Consider the following 15,669-nt stretch of genomic DNA (forward strand, 5'->3'; position numbering starts at 1 on the left):
CACGACGCGATCGTGGCGGCCATCGAGGAGGTGATCCGGAGCGGCCCGCGCACGCCGGACCTGGGCGGCACGGCGAACACCACGCAGGTGGGCGAGGCGATCGCCGCGGCCATCGCCGGGGCGTGATTGCTCCTATGTTCATAGCAAACTATTGAATGGATCCGGCGGCATGGAGGCAATTGGATGCTCCAATTGCCCACCAAGCCACCCTGGCAACGGTGTGCACCCGCACAGCCCTGCGGTGCCGGGGCTTTTTGCATTCCGCCCGCCGGCCACCGGCTCGGCACGGCCGGATGGGCGGGCCGATGGATGGGAAGCGCCACTGATCCTCAGTCAGCGCGCCCATGAACTTTGGTTTGTGACGAGCACGCAGCGTGCGCCGACAGCCAGAAGCTACGGACTGGCATGCGAATGCTGCCCCGCAATCGCTGCGTCTTGCCGTTGCGGCCTACGCCCAGCTCGATCGTCGAACTTTGCCCATGCCATCCCCGTGGGCCCTGATAGAGTGCCCCAAAGCACAAAACGGGGAGGCAAACCAATGACCGAAGGCCAGGACAGGCAGCACCGGCTGTACGCACTCGACAACCTGCGCGCCGCGATGATGTGGCTCGGCATCGTGCTGCACGTGGCCGTGATCCACATGACCGGGCCTCCTCTATTGCCCTGGCGCGACAACCAAACGACGCCTGCGGCTGACTTACTGGTCGCCTTCATCCATGCCTTCCGCATGCCCGTGTTCTTCATCCTGGCGGGCTTCTTTGTCGCCTTGCTCATCGCCCAGCGCGGGCCGAAGGCCACCGCGCAGCACCGGCTGCGTCGCCTGGCGTTGCCCTTTGCCATTTTCTGGCCGCCCTTGTTCCTCGCGTGCTCGGTACTGGCATTGCTTTTCCTGCACCGCATGGCCCGCGGAACGTGGGGCCTGGACCTCGGACTGACGCCCACCGACGGGACGGGGGCGCAGGGAGCACCGAACACGCTGCACCTGTGGTTTCTTTGGCTGCTGCTGTGGCTCAGCCTTCTTACGCCCCTGGTGCAGGCGATCTTGCATCGCATCGCCCCCGCCATCGGGCCGACATTGGGGCGCTGGGTCGCCTCCATGGGCCGTACCACCTGGGGCATCGCTGCGCTGGCCGCTGCTTTGGCGGCCATAGGCGCGCAATACGGCAATGGTCTCGTGCGGCCCGGGAATGCCTTTCTGCCGCCGTGGACGGAGTGGGCGCACAACGGGCTGTTCTATGCGTTTGGGCTGGCGCTGTACGCCCATCGTCGAGCGCTGTTGTCGCATTACCTTCAGCGCTGGTCGTGGTACGCCGGATCAGGGTTGGCATTGTTCCTTGCCTCCGGCATCGTGCTGGAACAAGTCCCCGCCGAGTCCCGCGATGCGCTGCCGCTAGGGGTGCGGCTGGCATTCTCATGGGCGTACAACGCTACCGCATGGTGCTGGAGCTTTGCGCTCATCGGCGTGTTCTCGGCCCACGTGGGCCGGCCAAGTCCCGCGATGAGCTACCTCTCGGACAGCTCCTATTGGGTGTATTTGATTCACTTGCCCCTCACCATCGGTTTCGGAGCCCTGCTGTTCGGGCTGTCTTGGCCCGCAGGCGTGAAGATGGCGGTCAACATACTGGCGACGACGGCGCTGAGCCTGGCGACTTACCACTGGATGGTGCGGCCCACTGTGGTGGGTGCGATCCTGAACGGCAGACGCCACGCACTTCCACGACAACGAAGAAAAGCCGTACCGGCATCCTGAGTCCAAGCGCATCCGCCGCGCGCAGGAAGCGGTGTCTCTTGAATCGTGTCGAGCGACCAGGCGCCGCCCGAACCATACAAGAGCCGGCATGCCTATCGGTAATTTCGGCGGTGTCGTTGCCAAACGCATGCCACGGGCTTCTCATCGTCCTCCCCAAGCCCCAGCAGCGTTCAGCCCTAAACTCCCCCGCTTCCCCACAACACCCCCTCTCGGCATGCGCCTGAACGCCTTGTTCCGCCCCTTGAGCATCCTGGCCCTCGCAGCAGTAGCCGCCTGCGGCAGCACGCCACCCGCAAGCCCCACCGCCACCGCGGCGCCTTCAACGCCCAACGCTACACCTGCGCCCCCCGGCGCCATCAAGATCGGCATCGCCCTGGGCGGCGGCGCGGCCAAGGGATTCGCGCACATCGGCGTCATCAAGATGCTGGAGGCCAACGGCTTCGCGCCGGCGGTGGTGTCGGGCACCAGCGCGGGCAGCGTGGTGGGTGCGCTGTATGCGAGCGGCATGAACGCGTTCGAGCTGCAGGAGAAGGCCGTGGCGCTCGACGAGACGAAGATCCGCGATCTGCAGCTGTCTTCCGGCGGGCTGGTGCTGGGGCAGAAGCTCGAGGACTACGTGAACGAGCAGGTGCGCCGCCAGCCGCTGGAGCGGCTCGCCAAGCCCTTCGTGGCCGTGGCGACGCGGCTGGAGGACGGCGAGCGGACGGTGTTCTCGCGCGGCAACACGGGCCAGGCGGTGCGCGCCTCCAGCAGCGTGCCGGGCGTGTTCCAGCCCGTGGCCATCGGTAAATACCATTTCGTGGACGGCGGCGTCGTGAGCCCCGTGCCGGTGGATGCGGCGCGCCAGCTGGGCGCGGACGTGGTGATCGCCGTCGATATCTCCAACAAGGCACGCGGCCAGACGCCCGGCGGCATGCTGGGCACGCTCGGCCAGTCGATCGCGATCATGGGCCAGAAGCTCGGGCAGGCCGAGCTGGCGCGCGCCGACGTGATCGTGCGGCCGCAGGTGCTGGACATCGGCGCGGCCGATTTCACGCAGCGCGCCAGCGCCATCCTGGAGGGCGAAAAAGCCGCGCTGGCCGCCATGCCGCAGATCCGCGAGCGCATCGCGCAATTGCAGGCGGCGCGCGATCAGGCCACGCGCCTCGCGCAGCAGAAGGCGGCTGAGGCACAGCACGCGGCATGCCTGGAGCAGCGCTCGCGCCTGCAGAAGCTGGCCGGCATGGCGGGCCTGGACGGCTCCTGCCCCGCGCCCTGAGGGCTTTCTCTGGTCGCCCCACGGCCCGCTCGGTGCGCGGGATGCTCAGCGCAACGGGCTCGCACGGCTCGCCGCCGGCCCACCTGCCGCGGGCGAGCCCGCGAGGGGATGGGCGATGCGGCCATCGCCATGGCTGGCGATCACCTCGGCGATCACGACCTGGTAGCCCGCCAGCCACTGCGCCTGCCGCGCCTTGGCCGCCAGGTGGTCGGGGTGCTGCATGAGCGCCTGCAAGGCTTCCAGCGATTCCCAGTAGTAGACGTTCGACACCAGTCCCGTGGACGGGTTTTCCCACGCTTCCTCGCCCAGGTAGCCCGGCAGGGACCGCGCGACACGGGCGATGGCTTCGTCCAGCGCGTGGAATTCGGCGTCGTACGCGCCGGGCATGAAGGTGAAGGTCGAGGTGATCCGGGGGCGCGCGGGGCCGCCGGCCGGGGCCGGTCCGGCCATCTCAGCCGGCCCGGCGCATGGCCTGCGCAAGCGCGCCCTGGCCACGCTCGTGCAGCGCGTCGGCCGCCCCGGCGCGGTCGCGCAGGTCCTTGTTCTGGCTGAGCTTGGACTTGCCCACCAGCGAGGTCACCGCGATCTCGATGCCCACGATGTGGCGCAGCAACCCATCGACGAAGCCCGGCGCGGCGTCGCCCATCTTCCAGGGCACGGGCTCCGCAGCCTCGTGCCGCTTCGTGAGCCGGGCGACGATGCGGCGCACGAAGCGCTCGTCGTCGTGCACGGTGAGCGTGCCGTGGGCGTGCACGACCTCGTAGTTCCAGGTGGGCACCTGCCGGTGCGCCTCGTGCTTGCTGGGGTACCAGCTCGGGGAGATGTAGGCCTCGGCCCCGCGGAACACCACCATCACCGGCATGCCGCCCGCGGCATCGCAGCGCTGCCAGACCGGGTTGGCGCGGGCCACGTGCGCGCGCAGCACGCCGTGCGGCCCTTCGCCGGCATCGAACTCGAAGGGGATGTGGTCGGCGTCCAGCCCGCCTTCGCCCTGCGTGACGAGCATGCCCAGCGGGTGGGCCTGGACGATGCGGGCGAGTTCCTCGGGGCGGGTGACCGCGAAATGGGCGGGGGTGTACATCGGCGTGCGGCAGCGTGAGAGAGAGAAAGAGAGAGGGAAGAAAGCCCGCACTCTCGCGCACCACCGGCACAATGGGAAGGTCCAGTTCCGAGGATTTTCGATGGGCCAGTTGTCCAACCCGCGCGGCAAGGCAGGCGGCACGCGCACGCCATCCAGCGCTCCATCCCCGGCGCCCACTGCCCACCCGCCCCCGGGCACGGGCCGCCGCATCTACGGCCTGCTGCGCGACCAGATCGCCGACGGCACCCTCGGCCCCGGCGCGCCGGCACCCTCCACGCGCGCCCTGGCGGCCGAGCTGGGCGTGTCGCGCACCACGGTCACGGCGGCCTACGAGCAGCTCGCGGCCGAGGGCTTCCTGGTCACGTCGGCCGGGCGCGCGGCCCGCGTGGCCAGCCCGCAGATACCTGCGGCGCCGCACGCGCCCACCGGTGCCGCCCCGCGCCGACAGGCCCGGCCCGCGCCCACCCTCTCGCGCTATGCCCGCCGCGTGGCCGAAGCCGGCCTGCCGGCAGTGCCGCGCACGGCGCCCGTGCGCTACGACTTCCTGTATGGCGCGGTGGCCTCGCGCGACTTTCCCGCGCTGGCCTGGCGGCGCGCGTGGCAGGCCGAGCTGCTGCGCCCGCAGGCCAGCCTGTACTACATCCCGCCCGAAGGCGAGCCCGCGCTGCGGCGCGCGCTGCAGGGCTACCTGCGGCGCGCGCGCGGCATTGCCTGCGATGCGGAGCAGATCCTCGTCGTGCAGGGCTCCCAGCAGGCCATCGACCTGTGCGCGCGTCTGCTGCTGGACGCGGGCGATGCCTTCGCCTTCGAGGACCCCGGCTATCTGATGGCGCGGCGCTGCTTCGAGACGGTGGGCGCGCATCTGCTGGCCGTGCCCGTGGACGCTCAGGGGCTGGACACCGCCCGCCTGCCCGACGACCCGCGGGCCCGACTGGCCTACGTCACGCCCTCGCACCAGTTCCCGCTGGGCGGCGTGCTGCCCATCGGCCGCCGCCGGGCCCTGCTGGCCTGGGCGCAGCGGCACGATGCGTGGGTGATCGAGGACGACTACGACGGCGAGTTCCGCTATGGCCAGCGCCCCATCGATGCCCTGCAATCCATCGACACCGAAGGCCGCGTCGTCTACATCGGCACCTTCTCCAAGGCGCTGTCGCCGCAGGTCCGCCTGGGCTACCTCGTGCTGCCGGCCGAGCTGGTGCCCGTCTTCCGCCAGGCCAAGCGGCTGGCCGACCGGCATGCGCCCGCCATGGACCAGCGCGTGCTGGCATCGCTCATCGAGAGCGGTGCCTATGAACGCCATGTGCGCCGCACGCGACGCGCCCACGAACGCCGCCGGCAGGCCCTGGCGGAGGCCGTCGCGCGCCACTTGCCCGAGGGCACGCAACTCGCCGGCACCGCGGCGGGCCTGCACGGGGTGCTGTGGCTGCCCTTCCTGCGGCCGCAGGACGAGGCCCCGCTGGCACAGGCCGCGCGCGGGCAGGGTGTGGGCGTGTATCCGCTCTCGCCGCTGTTCGTGCCTCCGGAGCGGCACGCGCAGCCGCGGCCCGCAGGGCTGGTCGTGGGGTATGCGAGCCTGCCGGTGGACGACATCGCGCCGGGCATCCGCCTCCTGGGCCGCACCGTGGCGGCGTTCTGCCGGCGCACCGCGCCGGCGCCGCAGTCTGCGGGGCCCATCGGTGCCGACCCGGTACTGAAACTGCCCTGAACCTGCCAGACTCGCTCCCACCTTCCGTTGCCCCCTCTCCAGCCCCACCGACAGCCCGCCCCATGTTCCACATCAGCCCCCAGGACCCGGCCGAACCGGACGCCGCCGCTCTCATCCAGCAGTTGTCCGACACGCTCGCCGCCATCACCGGCGACAGTGGCGCCTCGTCGTTCGATCCCGATGACGTGCGTGGCTCGCGTGCCGTGTTCGTCGTCGCGCACACGGCCGAAGGCCTTCCCGCGGGGTGTGGCGCGCTGCGGCCCGTGGTATCGGACGACGTGGCCGACGTGGCGGAGATCAAGCGCATGTATGCCCGGCCCATGGCGCCCGGTGCGGGATCGGCCGTGCTGGGCTACCTGGAGTCCGTGGCCGCGCAGATGGGCTACCGCGAGATCTGGCTCGAGACGCGGCGCGCAAACCATCGCGCCATCGGCTTCTACGAACGGCACGGCTACCGGCCCATCCCCGCCTTTGGCCGGTACGTGGACCAGGGCGACGCCGTGTGCCTGGGCAAATCGCTGGAAGGCGCGGCCGATGTGCGCAGCCTGCCGGCGGAACACCTGCCCGTGCGGTAGGCCCGCGCGGCCCGCCTTCGGCCCGATATGCGCCCGCCTCCTACGGCAGGCGCCGCGCGCGCACCCTAAGGTGCCCGCATGTCCCACGGCAGCGATATCCCCGCCCGCCTCGACCGGCTGCCCTGGTCCGCCTGGCACTGGCGCGTCGTGTTCGCGCTGGGCATCGCCTGGGTGCTCGACGGCCTGGAGGTCACCATCGTGGGCTCGCTGGGCAGCGCGCTGGAACGCCCGGACACGCTGGGCCTGACCGCGTCGCAGGTGGGCTGGACCGCATCGCTCTACGTCGGCGGCGCAGTGCTCGGCGCACTGGTCTTCGGCCGCATGGCCGATGCGCTGGGCCGCAAGCGGCTCTTCATGCTGACCCTCATGGTCTACATGGCCGCCACCGTGGCGACGGCCTTCACCAGCAGCTTCGCGGCCTTCGCGCTGTGCCGCTTCGTCACGGGCATCGGCATCGGCGGCGAGTACGCCGCCATCAACTCCGCCATCGACGAACTCATTCCGGCCCGCGTGCGCGGCCGCGTGAACCTGGCCATCAACGGCAGCTTCTGGCTCGGGGCGGCCCTGGGCGCCGCGTTGAGCCTCGTGCTGCTCGACGCCCGCGTGCTGGGCCCCGAGCACGGCTGGCGCGCCGCCTTCCTCATGGGAGCGCTGCTGGGCGTGGCCGTGCTGCTGGTGCGCCGGCACGTGCCCGAGAGCCCGCGCTGGCTCATATCGCACGGCCGCGCCGACGAGGCCGAGCGCATCGTCGCCGGCATCGAGCGCCGCGTGCAGGGCACAGCGCTACCGCCGCCAGCGCCAGCGGCGCCCCAGCCGCCCCGCAGCGCCCTCCCCTCCGCATCGCAGGTGCTGCACGTGCTGCTGCGCCGCTACCCGAAACGCAGCGCCGTGGTGCTGTCGCTGATGGTGTCGCAGGCTTTTTTCTACAACGCCATCTTCTTCACCTACGCGCTGGTGCTCACGCGCTTCTACGCGGTGGACGCCGCGCGCGTCGGCCTCTACATCTTTCCGTTCGCGGCCGGCAACGTGCTGGGGCCGCTGCTGCTGGGCCCCTTGTTCGACCGCATCGGCCGCCGCGTGATGATCACCGCCACCTACGCGCTCGCCGGCATCGCGCTGGCGATCACGGGCCTGGGCTTCGTGAACGGCTGGCTCTATGCCACCACGCAGACGGTGGCGTGGTCGGTGGTGTTCTTCCTGGCCTCGGCGGCGGCCAGTTCGGCCTACCTCACCGTGAGCGAGGTCTTCCCGCTGGAGATGCGCGCGCTCGCCATCTCGCTCTTCTACGCCGTGGGCACCGGCGTGGGCGGCTTCGCGGCCCCGGCCCTGTTCGGCACCCTCATCGAGACCGGCAGCCGCGAGAACGTGTTCGCGGGCTACCTGCTGGGCGCTGCGCTGGTGCTGCTGGCGGCGGGGGTGACGTGGCGCTGGGCGGTGGATGCGGAGCGGAAATCGCTGGAGGAGATTGCGCCGCCGCTGGGGAGCGTCATGAGAGCCGACAGACACTGATCAGCAAGACTTTATGGCCGCATCTCGGCGTATCCGCTCAGATGCCTCTCGCAGTTCCCGAATTTCCGCCTCATCTCAGACCGTGACCTTATTAATTTTAACAAATCGATACCAGCAAACGGGGCCGATTTTCATCAAATTTATCAAAAAACCAACATCAATCACTTTAAAAAGATATTTCTCTTATTTCACGTTAAGAATTTTAATCCCGGCACATTTCAAATAACTCAAATTAATTCAAAAAATAAAATTCTCTGTTGACTTTGCGGAATATACTTTGCACCTTCATACGGGAGGAGAAGATGCGATCCGCTGTAATTGTTTTTGTCTTGGGACTGCACGGAATAACAGCCTCGGCTACTGGCCACGTAGAAAATGCCAACTTGAATAACTTTTCAGGATGGGCGTGTCAAAGCGAATTCCCAGATGCCACCATAGGCATTCATATATTGAGAGACGACTCGGTTTTCCTAGCTGGCGGAAATGCGGCCCTTCCAAGAGAGAGTGAAGTTGGCGCGGTATGCAGAAGCATTCATCCGAACCATGGATTCAACATCAACTGGACACCAAGAAATGAGTTGATGGATGGAAAATGGCACGATGTAAGAATTTATTTGATCAAAGAAAATGATGGCGGCAGCGAAGAGCTTCAAAATTCACCAGTCCGAATCTATTTCGGCAATGGAACACCCCCGCCAGCCGTCACCACTCCCTACTATGTAGGCTACTCCGTTCAACTTCCTCCTGGCTCTCATCCTGGAAATATTCCCTTTACTTCTGGCTGGCCATGCGGGACTACCTGTACCAAAGACGAGCCATTCGTGAATACAAACAGCTTTGAAGATTAAGAGGCCGACGTGCTTAAACTCAAGCTCCGATACTGGGCAATTCTTTCGACCATGCTACTTTCCTTCAGCGCAAATGCGGTGAGCGGATTCAGCCGCGCATGCAGCATGGCCGAAATCAACGGTCCTGTTTTATATGCCGCACTCAACTTTTTTTCCATGCTCGGCATGCCGAAGTACCTCATCGAGCAGGTTTATCAAGCGAGCGACACACAGAGGGGAAGCTATTGGGTTCATGAATCCATGACGGCTGACGTTATTTTCGAGGCGCCAAGATACTATCTTTTTTCCGAAAGCAGAATCTATAAAAAGCCGGATGGACCCGTATTTGGTGGAAGCACCGCCGGATTCAAGTATCTAAAAGAATACAAAAGCCCGTGGACATCCATGACCATGCATCCTGACATAGTCGACAACAACAAGCTCGGAAACATCGTCTCCATCCTCAACATCAGACGCTTAGGATTCTTTAGCCGCGCAGGAAACGAGCAAATCTTGGAACAATACGGAGATACCCAACAAGGCGCATTCGTGGTTTATGGTCAGCATTACTACCATGACCCAGCCACCCGCCGAACGGTATCTCTCCCCATCTCCAAGGCAACCAATTGCAACCTAGGTGAATGGGGATGGAGTTGGTTTTAAATGATAAGAACCATAAAAATATTGATTTTGGCATCTGCCGGTTTTTATGCCTTTCCTTCAATCTCTGCCAATCTAGCGATCGACCAAAAAAGCATTCCCCAGCCGGCACAATGCGCACAAGCAGAACTCTCACAAAGATCTGTTCCATGGGATATTCCCAAAAACTCCGAAACGCCCCTGAATTCGACAGTATCACCGCAGTACATTGAAATTCCAGATATTTACTGGAACAAGGCAAGGGCGGAAAAACAGCACCCAAAAGGAGATCTGGCAAAATCCATTTCTCAACAATCCGGAGTTCTTGCAATCATAGAAGAGTCCGCTAATCGGGTGACTTATTTCCTTCAGACTGACACGGAAGCCACTCGCATAATGGTTACCAAATGGCGATTCAAATTGGACAACCCCCAAATTTGCATCCCTGATGATTCAATCAACACATCCGCTCAAGGCAATGCCTCGACTATCGCACTTGCGCAGAGCAGCGTGTCAGAAAAAAACACGCCCTGCTTATGGAAATTGGACACGATCGTCAAAGGCGAAACACAATACGAGTTCTGGATCAAGGAAATCTGTCATAATGGAAAGCCCAAAAAAGACCATAAAACGATCATTCAATTGATTCAAAATAATCAATCCCTTTCGCCGTGAAGATCAGGATTTTTCTTTTCTTCATGGCCCATCTATACCTTGAATGGATTTTATATTTCGGTTCTTCCTTCCTAAAATTCTATTTACCCGACAGTTTTTTAGGAAACCTCTCCGACATCATCTTCTTCATGTGGCTCGCCGCCTGGGCTCCGTGGTCGATCGCGCTGGGTTATGCGTTCATTGGCTTAGATCTCGCGCTGTGGACCAGCATCGCCAACAGCCTTTTCTTTACATGCCTATATTGGCTATATTTGAGACGCACCTCTTTCAAACCTTAGAGAAAATTTCATAATCTTCGCATTTTGCAATTTTGCGCGTCGTAACTCCCTGATTCATGAAGCGCCGAGTAGCGGGATCAGGGTTTGAGAGGTTCCCGGAAGCGTGGAATTGACGGTCCAGGTGCCCACCCATTGACGGGGCCCGGCACCAACGGACCCCGGGGGCGTTGAAAAATCAGCGGAATCCAGCCGCCGGGGGGCACCCCGCGCTCACCGCCCCACCTCCCTCAAACACCCCACCAACCCTTCCGTCACCGCCGTCATCCCCTGCCCCCGCAGCCAGATCATCCCCACGGGCGGCAGTTCCACCGGCACGGACAGCTTCAGCACCGCCACCATCCCCTGCGCCGCGCAATGCCGCGCCACCGTGCGGGCCATGAAGGCCACGGCGCCGCGCTGTTGGATGAAGGTGATCTGCGAGAGGAACGAGGCCGATTCGACGATATCGGCCGGCGGGTGCAGGCCGTGGGCGAAGAACTGCTGCTCGAGTTTCACGCGCAGGGAGGCCCAGGGCGGGGGCAGCACGCAGGGCTGGGCGGCGATGTCGGACCAACGGGGCTGGCGCTTGCGGGTTAGCGGGTGGCCGGGGCGCACGACGGCGACCATGGGGTCGTCGTAGAGGGCTTCGGTTTCCAGGTCGGGCGAGGCGTAGCCCGGCTCCAGGCGGCCGACGAACAGGTCCAGCTCGCCCAGGCGCAGCTTGGGCAGCAGGCGCGTGAGGTCGCCTTCCTCGATGAGCACGGTCACGTGGGGCGAGCGCGCCTTGAGGCTTTCCACGGCCTGCGCGAGCAGCACCGGGGTGGCGGCGACCATGGCGCCCACGCTGGCGCGGCCGCGCGCGCCGCTGGCTTCGGCAGCGATCTCGTCGCGCGTGCGTTCGTAGCCGGCCAGGACCGACCGCGCGAAGCGCACCACGCTGTCGCCCGCGGCCGTGGGTTCGGTGCCGCGCGTGGAGCGCTCGAAGAGCGGCAGGCCGAACATGCGTTCGATCTCGGCGAGCGTCTTGGAGACCGCGGGCTGGGTGACGGACAGGAACTCCGCCGCACGCCCCACGTGGCGGAACTGGTCGAGCGCCACCAGCATCTGCAGGTGCCGCAGCTTGAGGTTGGAGCGCAGGATGCGGTCGATCTGGGCCATGGATTCATTCCTTGCAGGTTATGAAGGCAGTCCGTATTTTCATTGGATCGGCATGGCCCGCTTCTGAACAATGGCGGCTGTCCGTAACGATCCATAAGAAAACAGGAGACATTCCCCATGCAGACCCCACGCTGCGGTCGGCGCCAGCTCGTGCTGGGCGCCCTCGGCACCGCCACGCTCGCCCTCGCCTCCGCGCCCGCGCGCCTGCTCGCGCAGGGCACCTATCCGGACCGCCCCATCACCTTCATCTGCCCCTGGCCCGCGGGCGGCACGGCCGACCAGTCGATGCGCACGCTGTGCAGCGTGGCCGGCCGCGTGCTGGGCCAGTCGATCGCGGTCGAGAACCGCGCGGGCGCCTCCGGCATGATCGGATCGAAGGCGCTGGCGCTGGCCCGGCCCGATGGCTACACGATCGGGCAGATCCCGATCTCGGTCACGCGCTTCTCGCAACTGGGCACGCTGCAGGCCGATCCGCGCAAGGACTTCACGTACATCGCCCGCACCTCGGGCCAGACCTTCGGCATCGCCGTGCCGGCCGATTCGCCGTTCAAGACGCTCAAGGATTTCGTGCAGCGCGCCAAGGCCCACCCGGGCCAGGTGACCTATGCGCACGCCGGCGTGGGCGGAGCCACCCATGTGGGCATGGAGGAATTCGCGAGCGTGGCGGGCATCCGCCTGAACCACGTGCCGTTCAAGGGCGGCGCGGAGGCGCTGCAGGGCGTGCTGGGCGGCCACGTTGACGCGCTGGCCGATTCGAGCTCGTGGGCGCCGCACGTGGAGGCCGGCAAGCTGCGGCTGCTGGCCACCTGGGGCGAGCAGCGCACGGCGCGCTTCAAGGACACGCCCACGCTGCGCGAGCTGGGCTACGACGTGGTGGTGGATGCGCCCAACGGCATCGGCGCACCCAAGGGCCTGGACCCGGCCATCGCCGCGAAGCTGCGCGACGCCTTCCGCCAGGCCGTGGCCAGCCCCGAGTTCAAGGCCGTGGCCGACAAGCTCGATGCGCCGCTGCTCTACCTGGACGGGCCCGATTACGAGAAATACGTGAACACCGTGTACGCCAAGGAAACCGTGCTGATCGACAAGCTGAAGCTGCGCGAACTGATGAAATCCTGACAACCCCCTGAGGCGCGGCGAAGCCGGTTCCGCGGCGTCTGCTGGCCGGGAGCCGCGCCGGTATCGGCGGCCCCGGGCCACGCGAAGTTCCGGGTACGGCACGCGCACGCAAGAGCAAGAGCAAGAAAACCGCAACACACCACGATGAAAGCCCCGCATGCCCAGCCTTGACAGTCCGCTGCTGCACCTGCACCCCAACGACAACGTGTTCGTCGCCAAGGCGGCGCTGGCGCTGGGGCAGGAGATTCCCGAACTGGGGGTGCGCACGCGCGCGCAGGTGCCGCCGGGGCACAAGATCGCCGCGCGGCGCATCGCGCAGGGCGAGCAGGTGAAGAAGTACGACACGGTGATCGGCGTCGCCACGCGCGACCTGGAGCCGGGCGACTATGTGCACAGCCACAACATCGAGCTGGTCGATTACTACCGCGACCCGGCCTTCGGCGCTGATGTGCAGCCCGTGCACTACGTGCCCGAGGCCGAGCGCGCCACCTTCCAGGGCTACGTGCGCGCGGACGGCAGCGTGGGCACGCGCAATTTCATCGGCATCCTCTCGTCGGTGAATTGCTCCGCGACGGTCATCAAGCAGATCGCTGCGCACTTCACGCCGGAGCGGCTGCGGGCCTTTCCGCACGTGGACGGCGTGGTGGCGTTCGCCCAGACGAGCGGCTGCGGCATGTCTTCGCCCAGCGAGCATTTCGACGTGCTGCGCCGCACCATCGCCGGCTACGCGCGCCACCCCAATCTGGCGGGCGTGCTGATCGTGGGCCTGGGTTGCGAGCGCAACCAGGTGGACGGGCTGGTCGAATCGCAGGGCCTGGAGCGCGGCCGGCTGCTGCATACGCTGGTGATGCAGGACGTGGGCGGTACGCGCGCGACCATCGCCGCGGGCATCGCGGCCATCGAGGCGATGCTGCCCGCGGCCAACGAGGCGCGGCGCAGCACGGTGCCGGCCAGCCACCTGAAGATCGGGCTCGAATGCGGCGGCTCGGACGGCTTTTCGGGCATCACGGCCAACCCGGCGCTGGGCGCGGCGATGGACGTGCTGGTGCGCCATGGCGGCACGGCCATCCTCTCGGAGACGCCGGAAATCCACGGCGTGGAGTTCATGCTCACGCGCCGCGCGATCAGCCCCGAAGTGGGCCAGAAGCTGCTGGACCGGCTCGCGTGGTGGGAGCGCTACGCGGCCGGGCAGAACGCGCAGTTCAACGGCGTGGTGGGCCACGGCAACCAGGCCGGCGGCCTGGCCAACATCTTCGAGAAGTCGCTCGGCTCGGCGATGAAGGGCGGCACCACGCCGCTGCGCGCGGTGTACGAGTATGCCGAGCGCATCGACGAGAGCGGCTTCGTGTTCATGGATTCGCCGGGCTACGACCCGGTGGCCGCCACGGGCCAGATCGCGAGCGGCGCGCAGCTGATCTGCTTCACCACCGGGCGCGGCTCGATGTTCGGCAGCAAGCCCGCGCCGACGATCAAGCTGGCCAGCAACACGCCCATGTACCGCCGGCTGGAAGAGGACATGGACATCAACTGCGGCGTGATCCTCGACGGCGAATTGACGGTGCCCGAGATGGGCGAGCGCATCTTCGCGCAGATCCTGCAGCACGCGAGCGGCGAGGCGACCAAGAGCGAACTGCTGGGCCTGGGCGACCACGAGTTCGTGCCGTGGCACCTGGGCATCGTGAGCTAGCGCGCCGGACGGTGCCCGGGCCAACCCACGCAATCGCTATCAAATTAATAGCAAACTATTGAACGGATCCGACGGCATGCAGCGGATTCGACCCCATATGACCGCATCCACTCCTTCCACCACAACCTCTCCCGCCACCGAGTCCCCCCTGGCCACCGCCGCCCGGCCCCTGGTGCGCTCGCAGCACCACATCGCCGGCCGCTGGCAGGACGCCGCCAGCGGCGCCACCTTCGCCGTCACCGACCCGGCCACGGGCAGCGTGATCGCCCACGTGCCCGACGGCGCCGCCGCCGATGCACTCGCGGCCACCGACGCCGCCCACGCCGCCTTCGCCTCCTGGCGCGCGGTGCCGGCCAAGCAGCGCGCCGCGCTCGTCAAGCGCTGGAACGACCTCGTGATGGCCCGCCAGGACGCGCTGGGCGCACTCATCTCCTGGGAGCAGGGCAAGCCCCTCGCCGAGGGCCGCGGCGAGGTGGCCTACGCCGCCAGCTACATCGAATGGTTCGGCGAGCAGGCCACGCGCATGAACGGCGAGGTCATCCCCGCGCCCGTGCCCGGCCGGCGCATGTTCGCCCTCAAGGAGCCCGTGGGCGTGGTGGCCGCCATCACGCCGTGGAACTTTCCCGCCGCGATGATCGCGCGCAAGATCGCCCCGGCGCTGGCCGCCGGCTGCACCGTGGTGTGCAAGCCCGCGGAGGACACGCCGCTCACCTCGCTGGCGCTGGTGGCGCTGGCCGGGGAAGCCGGCATTCCGCCCGGGGTGCTCAACATCGTCACCGCCTCGCGCGAGCACACGCCCGGGGTGGTGGATGCGTGGCTGGACGACCCCCGCGTGCGCAAGATCACCTTCACGGGCTCCACGCCCGTGGGCAAGCACCTGGCGCGGCGCAGCGCCGACACGCTCAAGAAGCTCTCGCTGGAGCTGGGCGGCAACGCGCCCTTCATCGTGTTCGAGGACGCCGACGTGGACGCGGCCGTGGAAGGCTTCATGGCCGCCAAGTTCAGGAACGGCGGGCAGACCTGCGTGTGCCCGAACCGGGTGTTCGTGCACGATGCCGTGCACGAGGAGTTCGCACGCAAGCTCACGGCCCGCGTGGCGGCGCTGAAGGTGGGCCCGGCGGGCGATGCGGCCTCGCAGATCGGGCCGATGATCAACGCGCGGGCGGTGGAGAAGATCGAGCGGCACGTGGAAGATGCAGTGGCGCGCGGCGCGCGGGTGCTCACGGGCGGCAGGCGGCTGCCCGAGCTGGGCGCGCACTACTACGCGCCCACGGTGCTGGAGAACGCGGACGCCACCATGGCGTGCGCGTGCGAGGAGACCTTCGGGCCGGTGGCGCCGCTCACGCGCTTTGGCAGCGAGGCGGAGGTGATCGCGGCGGCCAACGACACGCCCTTCGGGCTGGCGGCGTACTTCTACAGCCAGGACGTGCGG

Annotated in this window: 14 protein-coding genes and 1 pseudogene; 12 read left to right on the plus strand and 3 right to left on the minus strand. The window is 66.6% G+C overall.

Annotation, left to right across the window (positions count from 1 at the left end; genetic code table 11):
* The 3 genes and pseudogenes from BM144_RS23570 to BM144_RS22290 form a co-directional block, all read left to right on the plus strand.
* A pseudogene (locus tag BM144_RS23570) lies at nucleotides 1–126 on the plus strand (tartrate dehydrogenase); the annotation flags it as partial.
* A 412-nt stretch (nucleotides 127–538) separates the two neighbouring features.
* The gene (locus BM144_RS22285) at nucleotides 539–1,750 is read left to right on the plus strand and encodes an acyltransferase family protein (RefSeq protein ID WP_092957897.1); all 1,212 of its coding nucleotides are present in this window, start codon (nucleotides 539–541) and stop codon (nucleotides 1,748–1,750) included.
* A 214-nt stretch (nucleotides 1,751–1,964) separates the two neighbouring features.
* The gene (locus tag BM144_RS22290; RefSeq protein WP_092957900.1) at nucleotides 1,965–3,008 is read left to right on the plus strand and encodes a patatin-like phospholipase family protein; all 1,044 of its coding nucleotides are present in this window, start codon (nucleotides 1,965–1,967) and stop codon (nucleotides 3,006–3,008) included.
* Between the two features lie 45 nt (nucleotides 3,009–3,053).
* Here the strand turns inward: BM144_RS22290 and BM144_RS22295 are convergent, their stop codons facing one another.
* Nucleotides 3,054–3,458 carry an antibiotic biosynthesis monooxygenase family protein gene (locus BM144_RS22295; RefSeq protein WP_092957903.1) on the minus strand — a complete coding sequence of 135 codons (405 nt, stop codon included), beginning with the start codon at nucleotides 3,456–3,458 and terminating at the stop codon, nucleotides 3,054–3,056.
* Nucleotide 3,459: 1 nt separating this feature from the next.
* Nucleotides 3,460–4,089: an FMN-binding negative transcriptional regulator gene (locus BM144_RS22300; protein ID WP_092957906.1), complete on the minus strand. Its 630-nt coding sequence runs from the start codon at nucleotides 4,087–4,089 to the stop codon at nucleotides 3,460–3,462.
* A 100-nt stretch (nucleotides 4,090–4,189) separates the two neighbouring features.
* Between BM144_RS22300 and pdxR the strand changes: the two genes are divergently transcribed.
* From pdxR to BM144_RS23040, 6 genes are all read left to right on the plus strand, one after another.
* Nucleotides 4,190–5,794 (plus strand): MocR-like pyridoxine biosynthesis transcription factor PdxR, encoded by a 1,605-nt coding sequence (gene pdxR / locus BM144_RS22305; protein ID WP_092957909.1) that lies wholly within the window; start codon nucleotides 4,190–4,192, stop codon nucleotides 5,792–5,794.
* A gap of 62 nt (nucleotides 5,795–5,856) precedes the next feature.
* Nucleotides 5,857–6,369: a GNAT family N-acetyltransferase gene (locus tag BM144_RS22310; RefSeq protein WP_092957912.1), complete on the plus strand. Its 513-nt coding sequence runs from the start codon at nucleotides 5,857–5,859 to the stop codon at nucleotides 6,367–6,369.
* Nucleotides 6,370–6,447: 78 nt separating this feature from the next.
* Entirely contained in the window at nucleotides 6,448–7,878 is a 1,431-nt protein-coding gene (locus BM144_RS22315) for an MFS transporter (RefSeq protein ID WP_092957915.1), read from the plus strand.
* 302 nt (nucleotides 7,879–8,180) lie between these two features.
* Nucleotides 8,181–8,726, plus strand: coding sequence for a hypothetical protein (locus BM144_RS23030; protein WP_139225813.1), 546 nt, complete (start codon nucleotides 8,181–8,183; stop codon nucleotides 8,724–8,726).
* A gap of 9 nt (nucleotides 8,727–8,735) precedes the next feature.
* Complete coding sequence (locus tag BM144_RS23035) at nucleotides 8,736–9,368, plus strand: hypothetical protein (RefSeq protein WP_139225814.1); 633 nt, start codon at nucleotides 8,736–8,738, stop codon at nucleotides 9,366–9,368.
* Entirely contained in the window at nucleotides 9,369–10,019 is a 651-nt protein-coding gene (locus BM144_RS23040) for a hypothetical protein (protein ID WP_139225815.1), read from the plus strand.
* A gap of 488 nt (nucleotides 10,020–10,507) precedes the next feature.
* On the opposite strand, the gene BM144_RS22325 is transcribed toward BM144_RS23040, so the two are convergent.
* Nucleotides 10,508–11,434, minus strand: a complete 927-nt coding sequence (locus BM144_RS22325; RefSeq protein ID WP_092957921.1) for a LysR substrate-binding domain-containing protein — start codon at nucleotides 11,432–11,434, stop codon at nucleotides 10,508–10,510.
* Nucleotides 11,435–11,551: 117 nt separating this feature from the next.
* On the opposite strand from BM144_RS22325, the gene BM144_RS22330 reads away from it, so the two are divergent.
* The 3 genes from BM144_RS22330 to BM144_RS22340 form a co-directional block, all read left to right on the plus strand.
* Nucleotides 11,552–12,550, plus strand: a complete 999-nt coding sequence (locus BM144_RS22330) for a Bug family tripartite tricarboxylate transporter substrate binding protein (protein ID WP_092957924.1) — start codon at nucleotides 11,552–11,554, stop codon at nucleotides 12,548–12,550.
* 157 nt (nucleotides 12,551–12,707) lie between these two features.
* The gene (locus tag BM144_RS22335; RefSeq protein ID WP_092957927.1) at nucleotides 12,708–14,237 is read left to right on the plus strand and encodes a UxaA family hydrolase; all 1,530 of its coding nucleotides are present in this window, start codon (nucleotides 12,708–12,710) and stop codon (nucleotides 14,235–14,237) included.
* A gap of 97 nt (nucleotides 14,238–14,334) precedes the next feature.
* On the plus strand, nucleotides 14,335–15,669 hold a 1,335-nt coding region (locus BM144_RS22340; protein ID WP_092957930.1), incomplete at its 3' end, for an NAD-dependent succinate-semialdehyde dehydrogenase.

The organism is Paracidovorax konjaci (assembly GCF_900112675.1).
GTDB classification, from domain to species: Bacteria; Pseudomonadota; Gammaproteobacteria; order Burkholderiales; family Burkholderiaceae_C; genus Paracidovorax; species Paracidovorax konjaci.

Bases quoted from the DNA above. Each gene is read 5' to 3' on its own strand.
- BM144_RS22285 (WP_092957897.1), top strand. From the start codon at position 539: ATGACCGAAGGCCAGGACAGGCAGCACCGGCTGTACGCACTCGACAAC.
- BM144_RS22290 (WP_092957900.1), top strand. From the start codon at position 1,965: ATGCGCCTGAACGCCTTGTTCCGCCCCTTGAGCATCCTGGCCCTCGCA.
- BM144_RS22295 (WP_092957903.1), bottom strand. From the start codon at position 3,458: ATGGCCGGACCGGCCCCGGCCGGCGGCCCCGCGCGCCCCCGGATCACC.
- BM144_RS22300 (WP_092957906.1), bottom strand. From the start codon at position 4,089: ATGTACACCCCCGCCCATTTCGCGGTCACCCGCCCCGAGGAACTCGCC.
- pdxR (WP_092957909.1), top strand. From the start codon at position 4,190: ATGGGCCAGTTGTCCAACCCGCGCGGCAAGGCAGGCGGCACGCGCACG.
- BM144_RS22310 (WP_092957912.1), top strand. From the start codon at position 5,857: ATGTTCCACATCAGCCCCCAGGACCCGGCCGAACCGGACGCCGCCGCT.
- BM144_RS22315 (WP_092957915.1), top strand. From the start codon at position 6,448: ATGTCCCACGGCAGCGATATCCCCGCCCGCCTCGACCGGCTGCCCTGG.
- BM144_RS23030 (WP_139225813.1), top strand. From the start codon at position 8,181: ATGCGATCCGCTGTAATTGTTTTTGTCTTGGGACTGCACGGAATAACA.
- BM144_RS23040 (WP_139225815.1), top strand. From the start codon at position 9,369: ATGATAAGAACCATAAAAATATTGATTTTGGCATCTGCCGGTTTTTAT.
- BM144_RS22325 (WP_092957921.1), bottom strand. From the start codon at position 11,434: ATGGCCCAGATCGACCGCATCCTGCGCTCCAACCTCAAGCTGCGGCAC.
- BM144_RS22330 (WP_092957924.1), top strand. From the start codon at position 11,552: ATGCAGACCCCACGCTGCGGTCGGCGCCAGCTCGTGCTGGGCGCCCTC.
- BM144_RS22335 (WP_092957927.1), top strand. From the start codon at position 12,708: ATGCCCAGCCTTGACAGTCCGCTGCTGCACCTGCACCCCAACGACAAC.